Annotated in this window: 16 protein-coding genes and 1 pseudogene; 16 read left to right on the top strand and 1 reads right to left on the bottom strand. The window is 58.7% G+C overall.

The genetic code is table 11. From position 1 onward, the window contains the following. Window positions 1-189: 189 nt before the first annotated feature. The 12 genes from K5E37_RS05370 to K5E37_RS05425 all read left to right on the top strand — a co-directional run bounded on the left by K5E37_RS05370 (window position 190) and on the right by K5E37_RS05425 (window position 13,295). On the top strand, window positions 190-555 hold the full coding sequence (locus tag K5E37_RS05370) for a response regulator (RefSeq protein ID WP_085603823.1): 366 nt from the start codon (window positions 190-192) through the stop codon (window positions 553-555). A 165-nt stretch (window positions 556-720) separates the two neighbouring features. Further along, the gene (locus K5E37_RS05375) at window positions 721-2,010 is read left to right on the top strand and encodes a glycosyltransferase (protein WP_221533321.1); all 1,290 of its coding nucleotides are present in this window, start codon (window positions 721-723) and stop codon (window positions 2,008-2,010) included. 154 nt (window positions 2,011-2,164) lie between these two features. Further along, window positions 2,165-3,010: a phospholipase gene (locus K5E37_RS05380; RefSeq protein WP_221533322.1), complete on the top strand. Its 846-nt coding sequence runs from the start codon at window positions 2,165-2,167 to the stop codon at window positions 3,008-3,010. A gap of 75 nt (window positions 3,011-3,085) precedes the next feature. Then, window positions 3,086-3,991, top strand: coding sequence for an AraC family transcriptional regulator (locus K5E37_RS05385; protein WP_085603832.1), 906 nt, complete (start codon window positions 3,086-3,088; stop codon window positions 3,989-3,991). Window positions 3,992-4,217: 226 nt separating this feature from the next. Next, a complete protein-coding gene (locus K5E37_RS05390) occupies window positions 4,218-5,528 on the top strand; it encodes a sugar ABC transporter substrate-binding protein (protein ID WP_221533323.1) in 1,311 nt (436 codons plus the stop codon). 145 nt (window positions 5,529-5,673) lie between these two features. Beyond that, window positions 5,674-6,600 (top strand): carbohydrate ABC transporter permease, encoded by a 927-nt coding sequence (locus K5E37_RS05395; RefSeq protein ID WP_039768250.1) that lies wholly within the window; start codon window positions 5,674-5,676, stop codon window positions 6,598-6,600. Window positions 6,601-6,608: 8 nt separating this feature from the next. After that, window positions 6,609-7,439: a carbohydrate ABC transporter permease gene (locus K5E37_RS05400; protein ID WP_007957423.1), complete on the top strand. Its 831-nt coding sequence runs from the start codon at window positions 6,609-6,611 to the stop codon at window positions 7,437-7,439. 23 nt (window positions 7,440-7,462) lie between these two features. Next, window positions 7,463-8,566, top strand: a complete 1,104-nt coding sequence (locus tag K5E37_RS05405) for an ABC transporter ATP-binding protein (protein WP_221533324.1) — start codon at window positions 7,463-7,465, stop codon at window positions 8,564-8,566. 16 nt (window positions 8,567-8,582) lie between these two features. Further along, the gene (locus K5E37_RS05410; RefSeq protein ID WP_221533325.1) at window positions 8,583-10,058 is read left to right on the top strand and encodes a mannitol dehydrogenase family protein; all 1,476 of its coding nucleotides are present in this window, start codon (window positions 8,583-8,585) and stop codon (window positions 10,056-10,058) included. 123 nt (window positions 10,059-10,181) lie between these two features. Beyond that, the gene (xylB, locus tag K5E37_RS05415) at window positions 10,182-11,678 is read left to right on the top strand and encodes a xylulokinase (RefSeq protein ID WP_221533326.1); all 1,497 of its coding nucleotides are present in this window, start codon (window positions 10,182-10,184) and stop codon (window positions 11,676-11,678) included. A gap of 13 nt (window positions 11,679-11,691) precedes the next feature. Further along, window positions 11,692-12,630, top strand: coding sequence for a carbohydrate kinase (locus tag K5E37_RS05420; RefSeq protein WP_221533327.1), 939 nt, complete (start codon window positions 11,692-11,694; stop codon window positions 12,628-12,630). 44 nt (window positions 12,631-12,674) lie between these two features. Continuing rightward, the gene (locus K5E37_RS05425) at window positions 12,675-13,295 is read left to right on the top strand and encodes a lipoprotein (RefSeq protein WP_039768240.1); all 621 of its coding nucleotides are present in this window, start codon (window positions 12,675-12,677) and stop codon (window positions 13,293-13,295) included. Window positions 13,296-13,439: 144 nt separating this feature from the next. Here the strand turns inward: K5E37_RS05425 and K5E37_RS05430 are convergent, their stop codons facing one another. Then, on the bottom strand, window positions 13,440-14,741 hold the full coding sequence (locus K5E37_RS05430; protein WP_221533328.1) for an OprD family porin: 1,302 nt from the start codon (window positions 14,739-14,741) through the stop codon (window positions 13,440-13,442). 362 nt (window positions 14,742-15,103) lie between these two features. Between K5E37_RS05430 and K5E37_RS05435 the strand changes: the two genes are divergently transcribed. The 4 genes and pseudogenes from K5E37_RS05435 to K5E37_RS05450 form a co-directional block, all read left to right on the top strand. Beyond that, window positions 15,104-17,197 carry a type VI secretion system tip protein VgrG gene (locus K5E37_RS05435; RefSeq protein ID WP_221533329.1) on the top strand — a complete coding sequence of 698 codons (2,094 nt, stop codon included), beginning with the start codon at window positions 15,104-15,106 and terminating at the stop codon, window positions 17,195-17,197. Beyond that, window positions 17,143-18,036 carry a DUF4123 domain-containing protein gene (locus K5E37_RS05440; protein WP_221533330.1) on the top strand — a complete coding sequence of 298 codons (894 nt, stop codon included), beginning with the start codon at window positions 17,143-17,145 and terminating at the stop codon, window positions 18,034-18,036. The genes K5E37_RS05435 and K5E37_RS05440 overlap by 55 nt, the downstream gene beginning before the upstream one ends. Before the next feature lie 55 nt (window positions 18,037-18,091). Further along, window positions 18,092-18,571, top strand: a complete 480-nt coding sequence (locus tag K5E37_RS05445; RefSeq protein ID WP_221533331.1) for a DUF3304 domain-containing protein — start codon at window positions 18,092-18,094, stop codon at window positions 18,569-18,571. Next, a pseudogene (locus K5E37_RS05450) lies at window positions 18,568-19,489 on the top strand (DUF2235 domain-containing protein); the annotation flags it as partial. The gene K5E37_RS05445 and the pseudogene K5E37_RS05450, both read left to right, overlap by 4 nt.

Here is a 19,489-nt window from a genome sequence, read left to right on the forward strand (position 1 = left end):
GTTTTAGTACTGTTTTCCCACAATTGCCTGCGCCGAATCCCAGGCCAACGGTTATCCTTGCCCGCCCGTTTGCGCCTATGCTTTTTTGTATCCATCCGGGAACTTGTGGCTATGCGCCACTTACTCATGCAAGAGCCCGGCATTTTTGATCGACCGGCGCCCCATCACCCATTCTTGAGAGCCGCCACTATGTCCAGCACCGCGTCCACCATCCTTGTAGTAGAAGACGACGCCATCGTGCGCATGCTGATCGTCGACGTGCTGGAGGAATTGGAGTTCAAGGTCCTGGAAGCGGACGGCAGCGAACAGGCGCTGGAAATCCTCAAGGACGTGAACCAGCACATCGACCTGATGATGACCGACGTCGGCCTGCCGATCATGGACGGCCGTCAGCTGGCCACTGAGGCCCGCAATATTCGCGCTGGTCTGCCGATTCTGTTCGCCAGCGGTTACGCCGAGACGATTGAAGTGCCGGCGGACATGCATGTGATCGGCAAGCCATTTTCCATTGATCAATTGCGTGACAAGGTCAAATCCGTTCTAGAGCAATCCTGAGCACGAGACGTCGATGCCTGAGTAGAGCTGTCACGCGCCCTGCCGGTGGCTTTCTCGCTCGGACTTGCCCGACGTACACCCGATAAAAACGGATCACTCGACACGTGGGTTATGGTCTAATCCGCGCGCCTTTTTTCCGTCAATTCGTCCCAGGAACCGTTTCTCATGAGTCAGCCCGCAACCAAAGTCCTCGTCATTGGTTACGTCTGGCCGGAACCCCGCTCCTCCGCCGCGAGCGGGCATGTGATGCAGATTCTCGAGACGTTCCTGCAACAGGGCTGGCAAATCACCTTTGCCAGCCCGGCCGGCACCGGTGAACATCGCGCCGATCTGACTGCTCTGGGCATTCGCGAAGTCCCGATTGAACTGAATAACAGCAGCTTCGACATCTTCATCAGCGAACTCGCCCCGGATATCGTGCTGTTCGACCAGTTCATGATTGAAGAACAGTTCGGCTGGCGCGTCGAGAAGCACTGCCCAAACGCCCTGCGCGTTCTGGAAACCTCGGATCTGCAAAGCCTGCGGCATGCACGGCATCAGCGGCTGAAGGACCGGCTGAAGCTCAGCGATGACGCCAACGACTTCGCTGAGCTGTTTGCCCCGGCGCTGGCTGAAGAGTTCGAGCTGATGGCGGACACCGATCTGGCCAAACGCGAGATTGCCGCGCTGTATCGCTGCGACCTGAACCTGATGATCTCGCAGGTGGAAATCGAGTTGCTGGTGCAGCAGTTCAAATTGCCACCCGAGCTGTTGCACTGGTGCCCCTTGATGGTCGAGCCACCGAGCACGCCAGCGAAACCCTTCGAGGAGCGCGCGCACTTCCTGAGTATCGGCAACTTCCGTCACGCGCCGAACTGGGACGCCGTGTTGTGGATGAAATCCACCGTCTGGCCGCTGATCCGCGAGCAACTGCCAAAAGCCCAACTGCACCTCTACGGCGCCTACACGCCGCCCAAAGCAGCGGCCTTGCACAATGCCGCCCAGGGCTTTCACATCATGAACTGGGCCGAGGATGCGTTGCAGGTCATGTCCGATGCGCGCATCTGCCTGGCGCCCTTGCGTTTTGGCGCTGGAATCAAGGGCAAATTGATTGATGCGATGCTCTGCGGCACGCCGAGTATCACCACGCCCATCGGCGCCGAGGGTATGCACACCGATCAGCCTTGGCCGGGCGCTGTTTGCCGTACGGCGCAGGAACTGGCCAATGCCGCGGTGGAACTGTATCGCGACGAAGCCCGTTGGCATGCGGCCCAGTCTCAGGGGTACGCGCTACTCAAGAATGTTTATCCGCAAGCCATTCATGGGCCGGCACTGATCAATAAACTGCTGGAGTGCCGAGACAACATTAACCAACTAAGACGTAAAAATTTTACTGGAAGCATGTTGCGACATCATTCACACAAGAGCACGCAATATATGGCTCAGTGGATCGAGGCCAAAAACCAGAACAAATAAATACTCTGGAAAACTATAAATACAATACCCAACAACTTGCATCACTCCTCGAATAGCCAGCCAAACGCTTAAACCTTATAAACATCCTGCAAGTGGCGTCTTGAATATTCAACAAGACGCCATTCTTATTCAATAACTTATGCAGGATGTAATCATGAGCACTTCCAACTGGATGGGGACGCCCCCCGCCATTGACTCGCTGAACATCAGCGAACTGACGTTGCCCGGCACTCACAACGCAGGCAGTGACTGGAGCGCCTCCTACCCGCTTTTAGGCCCTCCGCGGCACTGGCTGGCGTGTCAGCATGACAGTTTTCATGCGCAGCTGGATCATGGGGCCCGGGCGCTCGACATTCGCCTGACCTATAACGCCAAGGCCGAAGGCCTGGAGAAATTCGTCATGCACCACAATGGCCATCGAAACTCCCGAACGTTGGGAAATCTGGTGGTAGACATCAATACTTTTCTTGAAAACAACCCCGACGAGTTCATTATTCTGGATTTTCACAGCCTGGACGGTGACAACTTCGATTACGAACACTTCAACAAACTGATGGTGCAGTATCTGGGACATCGCATGATCCCGCGCAACAATCAGTCCCTCAGCCTTGGAGACCTCAAGCAAGTCAACAAGACACAACGGGTTTTTGCTGCAGCCATCTCGCACTGGCAACTGGACCACAAGTTATTCCACAGCCATATCGATCATCAATGGTCCGGAAACGGCATCACCAGCCCCGGTGAGTTGAAGAAGTTCATTGAGCGTGTTCTGCAAAACCCGCCAGGCAGCTGGAGACCCTGGTCTCTGTCCGCCACCAGTTACACCGCGCTGGGCGGTCCCGTCGATATCCATGGTTCGCTTAACGACTGGTTCGATCTGGATAAAAGTGATTGGGCATTGAAGTGCAACATCATTAACGTCGACTTCATGGAAGAGTCCGACCTGATGGAGTTTTGCCGGGTCGCCAACGTGCTCAAGGCCGGCCAACGCTCGCGCTGAGCCGCAATGGAAACTGGCGCAACCGGCGCGACAAGAGGCATGATCGCCGGGCGATAACAAAAAAAGCGCCCGATCATGAGCCGAACAGCCCGCGTCACCGACCCCTCTTATGAACTGATGGATGACCACAACGGGTTGTCCATCATCTATCGCCAGCACGGTTTCCCCTGCCCGCTGGTGCGCTGGCACTTTCACAAGGAATACGAACTGCACCTGATCGTGGCCAGTTCGGGCAAGGTGTTCATCGGCGACTACATCGGCAATTTCTACCCGCAGACGCTGTTCCTGACCGGTCCCAATCTACCGCACAACTGGATCAGCCAGGTGGCCGAAGATGAAGTGGTCGAAAAGCGCGACATGCTGGTCAACTTCACCGATGAGCTGTTCGAAAGCGGTCATCAGGTGTTCGCCGAGCTGAAGACCCTGGCACCGCTGCTGGAGCGTGCGCAATACGGTATCGAGTTCCGCTGCCCGCGCACCATTCGCCAAGCGACGAACCTGCTGCAGAAGATCGCCGATACCAAGGGCATCACCCGTCTCGGGCACTTTTTCATCCTGATGGAATTGCTGGCCGCCACCGACGACTACCAACTCCTGTCCGGCGCAACCACCCCGCAATTGGCCGACGAGCACAACATTGACCGCACCAACCGGGCGGTGGATTACATCTTCGCCCACTACGCTCGCGAATTGCCGCTGGAGGAAGTCGCCGAACATCTGGGCATGAAGCCGACGTATTTCAGCCGCGTGTTCAAGCAGGCCACCGGGCGCAATTTCATCGAATTCGTCAATCGCCTGCGCATCAGCAAATCCTGCGAGCTGCTGGCGGACGGTGACAAACCGGTGACCGAGGTGTGTTTCGAGTCGGGCTTCAACAATATTTCCAATTTCAATCGGCGCTTTCAGCAGCTCAAAGGCATGACGCCGTCGCATTATCGGCGGCTGGTGGTGCAGCGCCTGACCGAGCAAAACCACGGCTGACCGGGTAAAACCTGTACGGATTCATGGCTGCCGCCCTTCTGAAACGCCCTTCCCTGCGTTTATCGCGCCAATCCCGAGTGCAAAAAAGTATCGATTCAAGTGCTAGGGATGATTTGTCAGCCCTGCGTTAGAAGGCTGTAATCAGTGCACATTCTTCCCCTGCCGGAAGAACACAAAAACAATAACTGTCCTTCTGCCCCCGCCGGGTGCAGAAAAGGAGTGCACGATGCAACCCACTGCAAAAGCTCTGCTGGCCCTCACCTGCATGACCCTCAGCAGCGTCAGCCTTGGCGCCCAGACCCTGACCATCGCCACCGTCAACAACAGCGACATGATCCGCATGCAAAAGCTCTCGAAAACCTTCGAGACCGAGCATCCGGACATCAAGCTCAATTGGGTGGTGCTGGAAGAAAACGTTCTGCGTCAACGCCTGACCACCGACATCGCCACCCAGGGCGGTCAGTTCGATGTGTTGACCATCGGCATGTACGAAGCCGCACTCTGGGGTGCAAAAGGCTGGCTCGAACCGATGAAGGATCTGCCGGCCAATTACGCCCTCGACGATGTGTTCCCGTCGGTGCGCGAAGGCCTGTCGGTCAAGGGTTCGCTGTACGCCCTGCCGTTCTACGCCGAAAGCTCGATCACCTATTACCGCACCGACCTGTTCAAGGACGCCGGCCTGACCATGCCGGAGCGTCCGACCTGGGAACAGATCGCAGGCTTCGCCGAAAAACTCACCAACAAGGATAAGGAACAGTACGGCATCTGCCTGCGCGGCAAGGCCGGCTGGGGCGAAAACATCGCGCTCATCACCACCGTGGCCAATGCCTATGGCGCGCGCTGGTTCGATGAGCAGTGGAAACCGGAATTCAACGGTCCGGAATGGAAAAACGCGCTGAACTTCTACGTCGACACCATGAAGAAGTCCGGCCCGCCCGGTGCATCCAGCAACGGTTTCAACGAAAACCTCGCCCTGTTCAACAGCGGCAAATGCGCAATGTGGGTCGATGCCAGCGTCGCCGGCTCGTTCGTCACCGACAAGACTCAAAGCAAGGTCGCCGATCACGTCGGCTTCACCTACGCGCCGCATCAAGTCACCGACAAAGGCTCGGCGTGGCTGTATTCGTGGGCGCTGGCGATTCCGACCAGCTCCAAGGCCAAGGATGCCGCCAAGCAATTCAGCGCCTGGGCCACTTCCAAGGAATACGGCGAACTGGTCGCCAAGACCGATGGCATCGCCAACGTTCCGCCGGGCACCCGCGCCTCGACCTACAGCGACGCGTACATGAGCGCCGCGCCGTTTGCCAAAGTCACGCTGGAATCGCTGAAAGCGGCTGACCCGAGCAAACCGACCCTCAAACCTGTGCCTTACATCGGCATCCAACTGGTGACCATTCCTGAATTCCAAGGCGTGGGCACCCAGGTCGGCAAGCTGTTCTCGGCGGCGCTGATCGGCCAGACCACGGTCGACCAGGCGCTGACCGCTGCACAGCAAACCACCGAACGCGAGATGAAGCGCGCGGGTTACCCGAAGTAATCCTGCGCATTTCCATGTGGGAGCGAGCCTGCTCGCGATAGCGGTAATCCGGTCTCAATAAATGTGGCGGATGGACCACCCTCATCGCGAGCAGGCTCGCTCCCACAGTGGATCGAGTCTGCCTTTTAAAACGGTTGTGATCACCATGAATACTTCAACTGCCAAAGCCCACATCGACCTGTCGCAGCCCCGGCGCAAAAGCCGTGTGGCCAATCCCGGCTGGTTTCTGGTCAGCCCTTCGGTGGCCCTGTTGCTGCTGTGGATGATCGTGCCGCTGGGCATGACCGTCTATTTCTCGATGATCCGCTACAACCTGCTCGACCCGGGCACCAACGAATTCGTCGGGCTGGAAAACTTCACCTACTTCCTGACCGACTCCGGCTTCATGCCCGGCGCCACCAACACTTTGCTGCTGGTTGGCAGCGTGCTGCTGATCAGCGTGGTGTTCGGCGTATTGATCAGTGCGCTGCTGGAGGCCAGCGAGTTCTTCGGTCGCGGCATCGTGCGGGTGATGCTGATTTCGCCGTTCTTCATCATGCCCACGGTCGGTGCACTGATCTGGAAGAACCTGATTTTCCATCCGGTGTCCGGGATCCTCGCCTACATCTGGAAACTGTTCGGCGCGCAGCCGGTGGACTGGCTGGCCCATTACCCGCTGCTGTCGATCATCATCATTGTCTCGTGGCAATGGCTGCCCTTCGCGATCCTGATCCTGATGACCGCGATGCAGTCCCTCGACCAGGAACAGAAAGAAGCCGCCCGCCTCGACGGCGCCGGCCCCATCGCAATCTTCTGGCACCTGACCCTGCCGCATCTGGCACGGCCGATTGCCGTGGTCGTGATGATTGAAACCATCTTCCTGCTGTCGGTGTTCGCCGAAATCTTCACCACCACCAACGGCGGCCCCGGCTACGCGTCGACCAACCTCGCCTACCTGATCTACAACCAGGCGCTGGTGCAGTTCGACGTCGGCATGGCCTCGGCCGGCGGCCTGATCGCCGTGGTCATCGCCAACATCGCCGCGATCATTCTGGTGCGGATGATCGGCAAAAACCTGACTGACAAAGCCTGAGGCCTGCCATGACTCTTCAACAATCCCGCCGGCTGCAAAGCCTGCTGCTCGGCACGCTGGCCTGGGCCATCGCGATCATCATTTTCTTCCCGATCTTCTGGATGGTGCTGACCAGCTTCAAGACCGAAATCGACGCCTTCGCCACGCCGCCGCAGTTCATCTTCACGCCGACGTTGGAGAACTACCTGCACATCAATGAGCGCAGCGACTACTTCAGTTTCGCCTGGAACTCGGTGGTGATTTCCTTCAGCGCCACGGCTCTTTGCCTGCTGATCGCGGTGCCGGCGGCCTACTCGATGGCGTTCTACGAAACCCAGCGCACCAAAGGCACGCTGCTGTGGATGCTCTCCACCAAGATGCTGCCGCCGGTGGGCGTGCTGATGCCGATCTACCTGCTGGCCAAGAGTTTCGGCCTGCTCGACACACGCATTGCGTTGATCGTGATCTACACGCTGATCAACCTGCCGATCGTGGTCTGGATGGTTTACACCTACTTCAAGGACATCCCCAAAGACATCCTCGAAGCCGCCCGCCTCGACGGCGCCACCCTCGCCCAGGAAATGCTCCGCGTGCTGCTGCCGATCGCCAAGGGCGGCCTCGCGTCGACCGTGCTGCTGTCGCTGATCCTGTGCTGGAACGAGGCGTTCTGGTCGCTGAACCTGACCTCGTCCAAAGCCGCGCCACTGACCGCGCTGATCGCCTCCTACTCAAGCCCTGAAGGATTGTTCTGGGCCAAGTTGTCGGCTGTCTCGACCCTGGCCTGCGCGCCGATCCTGATCTTTGGCTGGATCAGCCAGAAACAACTGGTGCGCGGCCTGTCGTTCGGCGCCGTCAAATAAGAATTCGCATGAGGAGCGCCACCATGGCCAACCTGAAAATCAAGAATCTGCAAAAAGGCTTTGAAGGTTTTTCCATCATCAAGGGCATCGACCTTGAGGTGAACGACAAGGAATTCGTGGTGTTCGTCGGCCCGTCGGGCTGCGGCAAATCCACCCTGCTGCGACTGATCGCCGGCCTTGAAGAAGTCAGCGGCGGCACCATCGAACTGGACGGGCGCGACATCACCGAAGTCAGCCCGGCCAAGCGCGATCTGGCGATGGTGTTCCAGACCTACGCGCTGTACCCGCACATGACCGTGAAGAAAAACATGTCGTTCGCTCTCGATCTGGCCGGCGTTCCGAAGGCCGACGTCGAGAAAAAAGTCGGTGAAGCGGCGCGCATTCTGGAACTGGGCCCGATGCTCGAGCGCAAGCCGAAACAACTCTCCGGCGGACAGCGTCAGCGTGTGGCCATCGGCCGGGCAATCGTGCGCAACCCGAAAATCTTCCTGTTCGATGAGCCGCTGTCCAACCTCGACGCCGCCCTGCGGGTGCAGATGCGACTGGAACTGCTACGCCTGCACAAAGATTTGAAAGCGACGATGATCTACGTGACCCACGATCAGGTCGAAGCCATGACCATGGCCGACAAGGTCGTGGTGCTCAATGGCGGCAAGATCGAGCAGGTCGGCTCGCCGCTGGAGCTGTATCACAACCCCGCCAACCTGTTCGTCGCCGGTTTCCTCGGCACGCCGAAAATGGGCTTCCTCAAGGGCCAGATCACGCGGATCGATGGCGCGAGCTGCGAAGTCTCGCTGGACGCCGGCACCCGCATCACCCTGCCGTTCAACGCGTCGAACCTGAGCGTCGGCAGCGCCGTGACCCTGGGCATTCGCCCGGAACATCTGGAACTGGCGCAAGCGGGCGACTGCACCCTGCAAGTCACCGCTGACGTTAGCGAGCGGCTGGGCAGCGACACCTTCTGCCACGTCAAGACCAACGCCGGCGAAGCCCTGACCATGCGCGTGCGCGGTGATCTGGCGAGCCGTTACGGCGAACAACTGAACCTGCACCTGGACGCTGCCCACTGCCATCTGTTCGATGCCGACGGCGTGGCGCTGACTCGCCCGCTGCGCGCAGCCGCCTGATTTCGAGACTGACCCGATGAAACTGAACAAGCAAAACCTCAATCGCCTCGCCGCCGAAGTGAAACTACCGGCCTACAGCCTCAGCGACACCCGCCAGGGCATCGCTCACATTGGTGTCGGCGGTTTCCATCGCGCGCATCAGGCGTATTACACCGATGCGCTGATGAACACTGGCGAAGCGCTGGACTGGGCCATTTGCGGCGTAGGCCTGCGCGCCGAAGACCGCCGCGCCCGCGACGACCTCAAGGAGCAGGATTACCTGTTCACCCTGTTTGAACTCGGCGACAGCGACGACACTGAAGTCCGTGTCATCGGTGCGATCCGCGACATGCTGCTGGCCGAGGACAGCGCCCAGGTGCTGATCGACAAACTCGCCGATCCGCAGATCCGCATCGTCTCGCTGACCATCACCGAGGGCGGTTATTGCATCGACGACAGCAACGGCGAGTTCATGGCACACCTGCCGCAGATTCAGCACGACCTGACGTACCCACAACAGCCGAAAACCGTGTTCGGTTTCCTCTGTGCCGCACTGGCTCGACGCCGCGCGGCGGGCATTCCGGCGTTTACCGTGATGTCCTGCGATAACCTGCCACACAACGGCGCCGTGACCCGCAAGGCACTGCTGGCCTTCACCGCGCTGCTGGATCCGGACCTGCGCGAGTGGATCGACACCAACGTCAGTTTCCCCAACGCCATGGTCGACCGCATCACGCCGATGACCAGCACCGCGCATCGCCTGCAACTGGCGGACAAACACGCCGTCGACGACGCCTGGCCGGTGGTCTGCGAACCGTTCGTGCAATGGGTGCTGGAAGACAACTTCGTCAACGGCCGCCCGGCCTGGGAAAAGGTCGGCGTGCAGTTCACCGACGATGTTTCGCCCTACGAAGAGATGAAGATCAAACTGCTCAACGGCAGCCATCTGGCACTGACTTATCTGGGCTTTTTGAAGGGTTACCGCTTCGTTCACGAGACCATGAACGACCCGCTGTTCGTGCGCTACATGCGCGCCTACATGGACCTGGACGTGACCCCGCAACTGGCACCGGTGCCGGGGATCGACCTGACCGAGTACAAGAACACGTTGGTGGCGCGGTTTTCCAATCAGGCGATTGCCGATCAGTTGGAGCGGGTGTGTTCGGATGGGTCGTCGAAGTTTCCCAAGTTCACCATTCCGACGATCAATCGGTTGATTGCCGATGGGCAGGAGACCAAGCGTGCGGCGCTGGTGGTGGCGGCTTGGGCGCTTTACTTGAAGGGTGTGGATGAGAATGGCGACACTTATTCGATTCCGGATCCTCGGGCGGCGTTCTGTCAGGCGTTGGTGGCGGAGGATGCGCTGATTACTGAGCGGTTGTTGGGGGTTGAGGAGATTTTCGGCGTGGCGATACCGCGTTCGCCAGAGTTTGTTGCGGCGTTCGAGTGGTGTCTGAACAGCTTGCGAGAAGACGGCGTGACACGAACTCTGGAAAAAATTCTCGTCGCCTGATCGTTCCCACGCTCTGCGTGGGGATGCAGCCCGGGACGCTCCGCGTCCCATTCAACAGCGGACGCAGAGCGTCCATTGAGGCATTCCCACGCGGAGCATGGGAACGATCTTTGTGGAGAGCATATGACAACCCAGCAACTGTTCCTCGGCATCGACTGCGGCACCCAAGGCACCAAAGCCATCATCCTCGACGCCACCAGCGGTCAGGTGTTGGGCCAGGGCGCCGCCGCCCACACGATGATCAGCGGCGCCAACGGTCGTCGCGAGCAAGACACCGCGCAATGGCTGGAAGCCTTCGCCCTCGCCACCCGCCGCGCTTTATTGGCGGCAAATGTCGATGGCCAGTCAATCATCGGCATCGGCGTTTCCGGCCAGCAACACGGCCTGGTGCTGCTCGACGACCAAGGCCAGGTCCTGCGCCCGGCCAAGCTCTGGTGCGACACCGAAACCACGCCTGAAAACGACCGCCTGCTGACTCACCTGGGCGGTGAACAAGGCTCGCTGGAACGCCTCGGCGTGGTCATCGCGCCGGGCTACACCGTCTCCAAATTGCTGTGGACCAAGGAGCAACATCCGGACGTGTTCGCCCGCATCGCACGAATCCTGCTGCCCCACGACTACCTGAACTTCTGGCTCACCGGCCGTTCGTGCAGCGAATACGGTGACGCATCCGGCACCGGCTATTTCAACGTACGCACTCGCCAATGGGATTTACAGCTGCTGCGCGACATCGACGCCAGCGGCCGTCTGCAATCCGCGCTGCCAGAGCTGATCGATGCCCATCAAACGGTCGGCACGATTCTGCCGGCGATTGCCGAGCAGCTGGGGATCAACCCCAACGCACTGGTGTCCAGTGGTGGTGGCGACAACATGATGGGCGCCATCGGCACCGGCAATATTCAGCCGGGCGCGATCACCATGAGCCTCGGTTCTTCCGGCACGGTGTACGCCTACGCCGAAGCGCCGAAGGTCAGCCCGGACGCGTCGGTCGCGACCTTCTGCTCGTCCAGCGGCGGCTGGCTGCCGTTGATCTGCACCATGAACCTGACCAACGCCACCGGCGCGATCCGCGAACTGTTCGACCTCGATCTCGACGCCTTCAATGCCTTGGTTGCCCGGGCCCCGATTGGCGCAGAAGGCGTCAGCATGTTGCCGTTCCTCAACGGCGAACGCGTGCCTCCCCTGCCCCATGCCACCGGCAGCCTGCATGGCCTGACGATCGATAACCTGACGCAAGCCAATCTGTGCCGCGCCGCCGTCGAGGGCACCACCTTCGGCCTGCGTTATGGACTGGATCTGTTGCGCCAGAATGGTTTACAAAGCCGCAGCATTTGCCTGATCGGCGGCGGTTCGAAAAGTGCGGTGTGGCGGCAGATCGTCGCCGACATCATGAACACCCCGGTGATCTGCACCGAGCAAAGCGAAGCCGCAGCCCTCGGCGCGGCAATTCAGGCGGCGTGGTGCAAGTCGTGGTCGAACGGCCACGAAGACACCCTGGCCGACTTGTGCCAGCGCTGCGTGAAGCTCGACCTGAACAGTGAAACCCTGCCGGTTGCCGCGAATGTCGCGGCGTTCCAGCAGGCCTATGAACGCTATCGACTGCATGTCGCAACCTTATAAAGAGCAAACAACTATGTACCTGGTGTGTGGCGAAGCGCTGTTCGATTTCTTCAGCGAAGACGATGCCGGTGGGCAGGCATCGAAAGTCAATTTCAAGGCGATTGCCGGTGGCTCGCCGTTCAACGTGGCGGTGGGTTTGCGCCGTCTGGGCGTGGATTCAGCGCTGTTCGGCGGGCTGTCCACCGACTACCTCGGCCGACGCCTGCATCAAGTGCTGCGGGATGAAGGCGTGCGCCCGGATTACCTGGTGGATTTCGCTGCGCCGACCACCCTGGCGATGGTCGCGGTAGGCGCCAATGGCTCGCCGCACTACAGCTTCCGCGGTGAAGGCTGCGCCGACCGCCAATTGAGTCTGGCGCACCTGCCAACGTTGGGCCCTGAAGTGCGCGGCCTGCACTTCGGTTCCTTCTCGCTGGTGGTGCAACCGGTTGCCGATACCTTGCTTGCGCTGGTGCAGCGCGAAAGCGGTAAACGCCTGATCAGCCTCGACCCGAACGTGCGCCTCAACCCCGAGCCGAACATCGACCTGTGGCGCGAACGAATCGCTACGCTGGTGCCGTTGGCGGACTTGATCAAGGTCAGCGACGAGGATCTGAGCCTGCTGTTTCCCGAGCAGGATCCGGCGCGCGTCATCGAAGGCTGGCTGCAGCATCGCTGCCAGGTGGTGTTCCTGACCCGTGGCGGTGAAGGTGCAACAGTCTTCAGCCGCGCTCACGGTTCATGGTCGGTGCCGGCAAGCTCGGTGAAGATCGCCGATACCGTCGGTGCTGGCGATACCTTTCAGGCCGCGTTGATCAACTGGCTGACCGAGCACGAGCTGGATTCGGTGGAAGGCGTGCAGCGCCTGAGCCGCGAACAGATCGACGGCATGCTCAGGTTTGCCGTACAGGCCGCCGCCCTTACATGCAGTAAAACAGGTCCGGATTTGCCTTATCGCCACCAGTTGACCTGACCGCGTAGACTGGCGCCCTTTTTTGCACGACGGGATGACGGCTTTTGAATTCGGGGCGCACGGTTGGACTGTTGGTATTGGCGGCACTATTGACCGGTTGCGGAACATCGCCACCGCGTTCACCGGAAAACCTCTGCGAGATTTTCCGCGAAAAAAGTGATTGGTACGACGCGGCGCAAGTCACGCAAAAACGCTGGGGCGTACCGATCCAGGTGCCGTTTGCGATCATGTATCAGGAGTCCGGCTACCGCTACGACGCCAAGACGCCGCGCAAATACCTGTTGTGGGTGATCCCGTGGGGCCGGGTTTCGACGGCTTCCGGCTATGCCCAGGCCAAGGATGAAGTCTGGTCCGACTACCAGAAAAGCACCGGCCGATATGGCGCCGATCGCGAAGACTTCGATGACGCCATCGACTTCGTCGGCTGGTACATGGACAAGACCACCTCGATCAACGGCGTGTACAAGTACGACGCCTACAACCAGTACCTCAACTACCACGAAGGTTGGGGCGGCTTTCGCCAGAAGACCTACGCCAGCAAGGCTTGGCTGCCGCCGGTGGCGCGCAAGGTGCAGAACCGCTCGGACATGTACGGTCAGCAATACGCGGCGTGCAAGGATGATCTGAATCGCGGGTTCTGGAGCCGGTTCTGGCATTGGCTCTGACCCTCAGAGCCCTTAAGGACGCATTCGCGAGCAAGCTCGCTCCCACAGGGATTTAGAGTGACCACAATTTAGTGAGCACCCGGAAAACCTGTGGGAGCGGGCTTGCCCGCGAAGGCGTCAGTCCAGACACCACCGACCTATGTGTTACAACACCGAAAAGTTGTAACTCACGATCAACCGGGTCTCATCCACATCCCGGGCGAACTTCTCGTAGTTGGTACGGTAAGTCGCATTACGCAACCGCAGGCTGACATCCTTGAACGTCCCGGTCTGAATCACGTACTTCAACTCGCTGTCGCGCTCCCACTCTTTGCCTTCCTGATCGCTGCCCGGCACCTTGATGTGATCGCCATTCACATAACGGGTCAGGAAACTCAGGCCGTTGATGCCGATCGCCTTGAAGTCATAGTCATAACGCAGCTGCCAGGAACGTTCCTGCGCGGCGGCGAAGTCGTTGACCTGCACGTAGTTCACCAGATACGGGTTGCTGCCATCCAGATACGGCATCGAGTTGTCACCGTTCATGCGCTGCCAGCCAGCGCTGAAGGTGTGACCACTGATGCCGTAGGACAGCATGCCGCTCAACGCCCGGTTATCGATGGAGCCGGCTTTTGCATCACCGCTGTCGGCGCTTTTCAGCAAACGCAGATCGGCTTTCAACACACCGTCACCCAGAGGCTGATTGGCCAAAAGACCCACGAAGTGCTGGCGATAGATGTCTTCCAGCTCGGCGTAGTGGTACTGCGCGGTCAGGCGATCGTTGATCTTGTAGTCGAAGCCGTACATGTCGAAATGATCGGCGGTGGTGTTGCAGGCGTAGCGCTTGTTCTTGCAGTGCACGCGGATGTCCTGCGAATCGGTCGAATCCCGCGCGGTGTATTTGTCCAGACGCGCGGCCATGAAGGTCAGATCCTTCACCTCTTTGGAGGTCAGCATCGCACCGTTGAACATGGTCGGCAGCAGACGGCCGTCGTTGTACTTGAGCAGCGGCAGATCCGGCAGCAGCGCGCCGTATTTCAGCACCGTATCCGAGACTTTTACCTTTGCGGTCAGCCCCATCTTCGCGTACTGACCTTTCGAACCGCGCGGGTTCTCGCCGCTGGACGGCAACAGGCCGCTGTTGCTGCGATCCGGGCTGGAATCGAGCTGGAAACCCGCCATGCCCAGTGCATCGATCCCGAAACCGACGGTGCCTTCGGTGTAGCCCGATTGCAGATTGAGAATAAAGCCCTGCGCCGACTCTTCGCGCTTGGACGCGCCCTGATCACTGGAGGTGTGCCCGTCACGGAAATCGCGGTTGAAGTACACCGTGCGCGATTCGATCTTCGCCGTGGTGTCTTCGAAAAAACCGCTGGCCTGGACCTGCGCGGTAAAACCGGCGCACAGCACAAAGGCTCCGAAGCCAAGCGACTGGCGCGGGGTGATGAGGGGAAATGGGGGACGCATTGAAAACTCCAACAGAACAACGATTGCGCAGAGGCGCAAACAACCAGAAATAGCTCCCGTCCCGGATCGATAAAGAACCGGGAGGCAGTGAACACGCAGGGGTGAAGGGCAATGATGGCAGATGGCTTTGACGTGCCACAGACGACTTTAGTCTGAAACTGACTGGTTGTTCCCGGATGCCGGATGCGGCCTTCGCGGCAGATCGGTCCATCCGCAAGTGCCTGTTTTACTGGGCCCAACCGTGGGCCTAAGGGTTTTCCCTATGGGTTCGGACCACTGCCTCTACGGCATTTGCGCCTTGAACGAGGCCGTTTAATCCTGCACCATCCGCCCACGCTAATCCAAAGGACGGAAATCAAGGCATGCTGGACGCCAACGCTACCCACATTACCCTCACGCTCGAAGGCGCTTCCGCCGACCTGCAAGTCCTCAGTTTCACCGGTCGCGAAGCCCTCAACGAACCGTTCCGTTTCGACATCGAACTGGTCAGCGCCCGTCCCGACCTCAAACTTGAAGAACTCCTGCACAAGCCTGGCTGCCTGACGTTCGGCGCCACTGGCGAGGGCAAGATTCATGGTCTGGTGTATCGCATCGAGCAAGGCGATTCCGGCAAGACCCTGACCCGTTACAGCCTGAGCCTGGTGCCGCAACTGGCCTACCTGCGGCACAACCATGACCAGCAGATTTTCCAGCAACTGACGGTGCCGAAGATCATCGCCCAGGTTCTGGAAGATCGCGGGATCCTGGCCAACGCCTACAGCTTCCAGCTCGGCGCCGAATACCCGGAACGCGACTACTGCGTGCAGTACGACGAATCCGACCTGCATTTCATCCAGCGCCTGTGCGAAGAGGAAGGCATTCACTTCCACTTCCAGCACAGCAGCAGCGGCCACAAACTGGTGTTCGGCGACGACCAGACCGTGTTCCGCAAACTGAAACCGGTCAACTACCAGCAAGACTCCGGCATGACCGCCGACAAACCGGTGATCAAGCGCTTCAACCTGCGTCTGGAAACCCGTACCAGCAGCGTCAGCCGCCGCGACTACGATTTCGAGAAACCAAAGATCCTGCCTGAAAGCGCGGTCAAATCCGCGTTCATGCCGGATCTGGAGGACTACGACTACCCCGGCCGCTTCACCACGCGCGAGCGCGGCAAGTTCCTCTCGACGCGAGCGCTGGAACGCCATCGCAGCGACTACAAACTCGCCGAAGGCAAAGGTGACGAACCGACCCTGACCAGCGGCCACTTCATGACCCTGGCCGAACACCCGCGCGCCGAATGGAACGATTTGTGGCTGCTGCTGGAAGTCTTCCACGAAGGCAAACAGCCGCAAGTGCTGGGCGAAAACGTCACCAGCGACGTCACCGACAACAAGAGCGATTTCCACCAGGGCTACCGCAACTCGTTCGTGGCCACCCCGTGGGACGCCCACTACCGCCCTGCCCTCGATCACCCGAAACCGAAAGTCCTCGGCAGCCAGACCGCCATCGTCACCGGCCCCGCTGGCGAAGAGATTCACTGCGACCAGTACGGCCGCGTGAAAGTGCAATTCCACTGGGACCGCGACGGCCAGGCCGACGACAAGACCACCTGCTGGCTACGCGTCGCCAGCGGCTGGGCCGGCGCAGCCTACGGCGGCATCGCCGTCCCGCGCATCGGCATGGAAGTGCTGGTGACCTTCCTCGAAGGCGACCCCGACCAGCCATTGGTGACCGGTTGCCTGTACCACAAGGAAAACGTTGTTCCTTACGACTTGCCGGCGAACAAGACCCGCAGCACCTTCAAGACCCTGAGTTCCCCGGGCGGCAAGGGCTACAACGAATTCCGCATCGAAGACAAGAAAGGCGCGGAACAGATCTACATCCACGCCCAGCGCGACTGGGACGAGAACATTGAGCACGACCAGAAGATTCGGGTTGGCAATGAGCGGCATGACACGGTCGAAGCCAATGTTTTAAGTGAATTCAAGGTTGAAGAGCACCGCATCACTCATCTGGATCGTGTCAGTGAGATGCGGGCGAATGATCACCTGACCGTGGGCGTGACCCAGCATGTGAAGGTCGGCACCGGGCAGTTTGTCGAAGCGGGCACGGAGATTCATTACCACGCCGGCGAAAAAGTGGTGATCGAAGGCGGGATGGAACTGACGGCGAAGGCTGGCGGCAGTTTCGTCAAGGTCGATGCTGGCGGCGTGACCATCAGCGGTGCCGAGGTGAAGGCCAATACCGGCGGTGCGCCGGGGGTGGGTTCAGGCATTCAGATCCTCGTGCCTTTCATTCCTGGCCTGGCAGCCCTCGACAAGGCCGGACGCTTGATGCAAACCCGGCTGAATCAAAAGATCGAGGCTGAATCGCTGGCCGTAGTGCCGAAGCTGAAGGCGCCGAAAGGCATCTGCGTTGAGTGCCTGAAGAAAGCCATGCGGGAAAAACTGGCCCTGCAATCGGGAGCCAATTGATGACGAAGGACGACGCAGCGAAAGCCTGGGCAGAGGCGCATAAAAATGCACAGTCGCGATTCGCAATCGTTGAAGCGGGCCTGCTCTCCGAGCCGGCTCGACAGCAATTCCTCAAATCCGATCCGTCGCGCCGCCCCTTGATGCTTCAACCTGAGTTCGCCGAATTGCGCAACTACGGCCCATGGCTCGTGGACGTCAGCGACATGGAATTCGAGGCCTTTCTCGCCCACGAATACTTCACCGGCTGCACCGCCATGGCCAGCTGGATCCGCACCGACTGCCCTGCCGACAAACTCGCTGCGCACCTGAGCGATGCCTTGCTGGCAAAAAATGAAGCCGGCGAAGTCCTGATGATCCGCAGCTACGCCCCTGAAGTACTGACGATGCTCCACGCCCGCGACGATCTGTCCTGGCATGCCTGGCTTTTCGGCCCGTTGCAGGAGTGGTGGGTGCCAGCGGCGGATGATGAGTGGCAATGCTTCAAAGGGCTTAACCTGGAAAAGCCGGGCAAGTACCAGCCGATTCTCCTGGACGCAAAGTTATGGAAGGACATGGAGGTCGATCCCCTGCCCTACAACCTGACCACCGAACTGGAAAAAGACGCGCCAGAGGTATTCACCAGTAGCTGCCATGGCGACCGGTTGAACCAGGTCAAGCAGGCGCTGGACGCAGGTCGCGCAGAAGGCTTGTCGGACCCGGAAGACGTCAGCCTGTTTGCCAGCCTGCAATTGATGGATCCCGAGTTCCCGGCGAATTGGCCAATGTGGAACAAAGCCAAAGAGCGGGCTGTTGGGGAGAAGTTGCCGCTTGGGGTTGTGATGAGGGAGTTGTCTGAATGAGTCAACAATTTTCCGTAGAAAGCCGATTGGTGAAAAAGAGCCTTGGAAATTTTCAATGTCGTTAAGCCTGAATAATTTGAATCAACGCAGATGGAAGAACCGAGCCTTAGCTATCGGCATCCTTATTATTGCTGTCCCTTTTTTAGCATTTTTCATTTATAGCCAAAACCGAATGCCCGGCGCGGCGTTGACGTCTCATAACTATATGGACAGACCTGTCGGTAGCTACTGGGTAAATGATAACTGGGGTGGAAACGGAGGCGTCACCTGCTGCTGGGACATATCCGGAGAAAATGCCAAATTAGTTTGGATCCTGAGCATGTCAAAAGCTCAGGAGGACCAGGGCATGAAAATAGAGAGACATGAGGCTCTGTTGCCCCTGCCAAAACGTAAAGCCGGAGACGATACACTGCACGTCTATTTTCTCCCCGAAAACAAGATTGAGCTTTTGTGGTCTGCCACGACCCTGGATACGAGGTACGCTCCGGAAAACTCAGCAAACCCTCCATCTGACGGACAAGGAAGTCATCCATGAGCACACCAAAAAACTTGTCTGATGCACAAGCTATCAGCGCGCGTTCAAACACGGACACGGCGGGTAAGAAGAGTTCGGTATTGCCCTGTGAAGGAACTCTTCACGTAGGATTTTTTTTTGACGGCGTCAGTCGAAATCTCGAGAAGGACTTGAGAGAGGACCGAGTTACGAATATTGGACGGCTTTTTCTTGCCTATCCTCATGAAAAGACGGCTGCGCCCTCCGACCCGGCCAACCAGTATCATAAATTCTACATATCCGGGCTCGCTACATCTTTCGACGCTACTTTAGGAACAAACGCAACTACCAGTTCCGCCGACCTCAATGGCGCAGTGAGTAAAGTCAAGGAAGATGTCTCCAAGCTGCCTAAGGATAACGCTACAGAAGCGGCCGTCGATGTTGGCAAGGACCTTTTGACGGGAAAAAACTGGTGGGAAAACCTCACGAACAATATAAGACCGAAGAATATTATTTCCACGATTGCCACAGCAGCAGCAAAAGCGTCAGTCGAAGGTGTCTCGCCGGTCCGTGACGACGAAGTTGTTTTTAGCTTACTCAAAACTGGTGTGGATACTCGATTAGAAGCCGCAACAAATCGATTCGAAAAACTCGTTGAAGATGTGAAAAAGGCAAATCCGATTTCGATCAAGAAAATATCTGTGTCGATATTCGGATTCGATTATGGCGCAACACTGGCGCGAGCCTTTGCTCATAAGATATTCGAAGCGTGCGACCCTGGTACTACTACCTACAAAGGCGCAAAACTTGAAGTTATCTTCGCGGGTTTGTTCGATGCGGTCGATAGAAGCATGGAAGCATCTGTCGTTCTTGATTTTTTGCTGCCAATCTCCAATAAAGTCGATGACGGAGAGTGTCTGCCGGGCCCTGTAAAATCAGCCCTTCATCTAGTTGCTGCTC

The organism is Pseudomonas sp. RIT778 (assembly GCF_019718735.1).
Taxonomy (GTDB): Bacteria; Pseudomonadota; Gammaproteobacteria; order Pseudomonadales; family Pseudomonadaceae; genus Aquipseudomonas; species Aquipseudomonas aphyarum.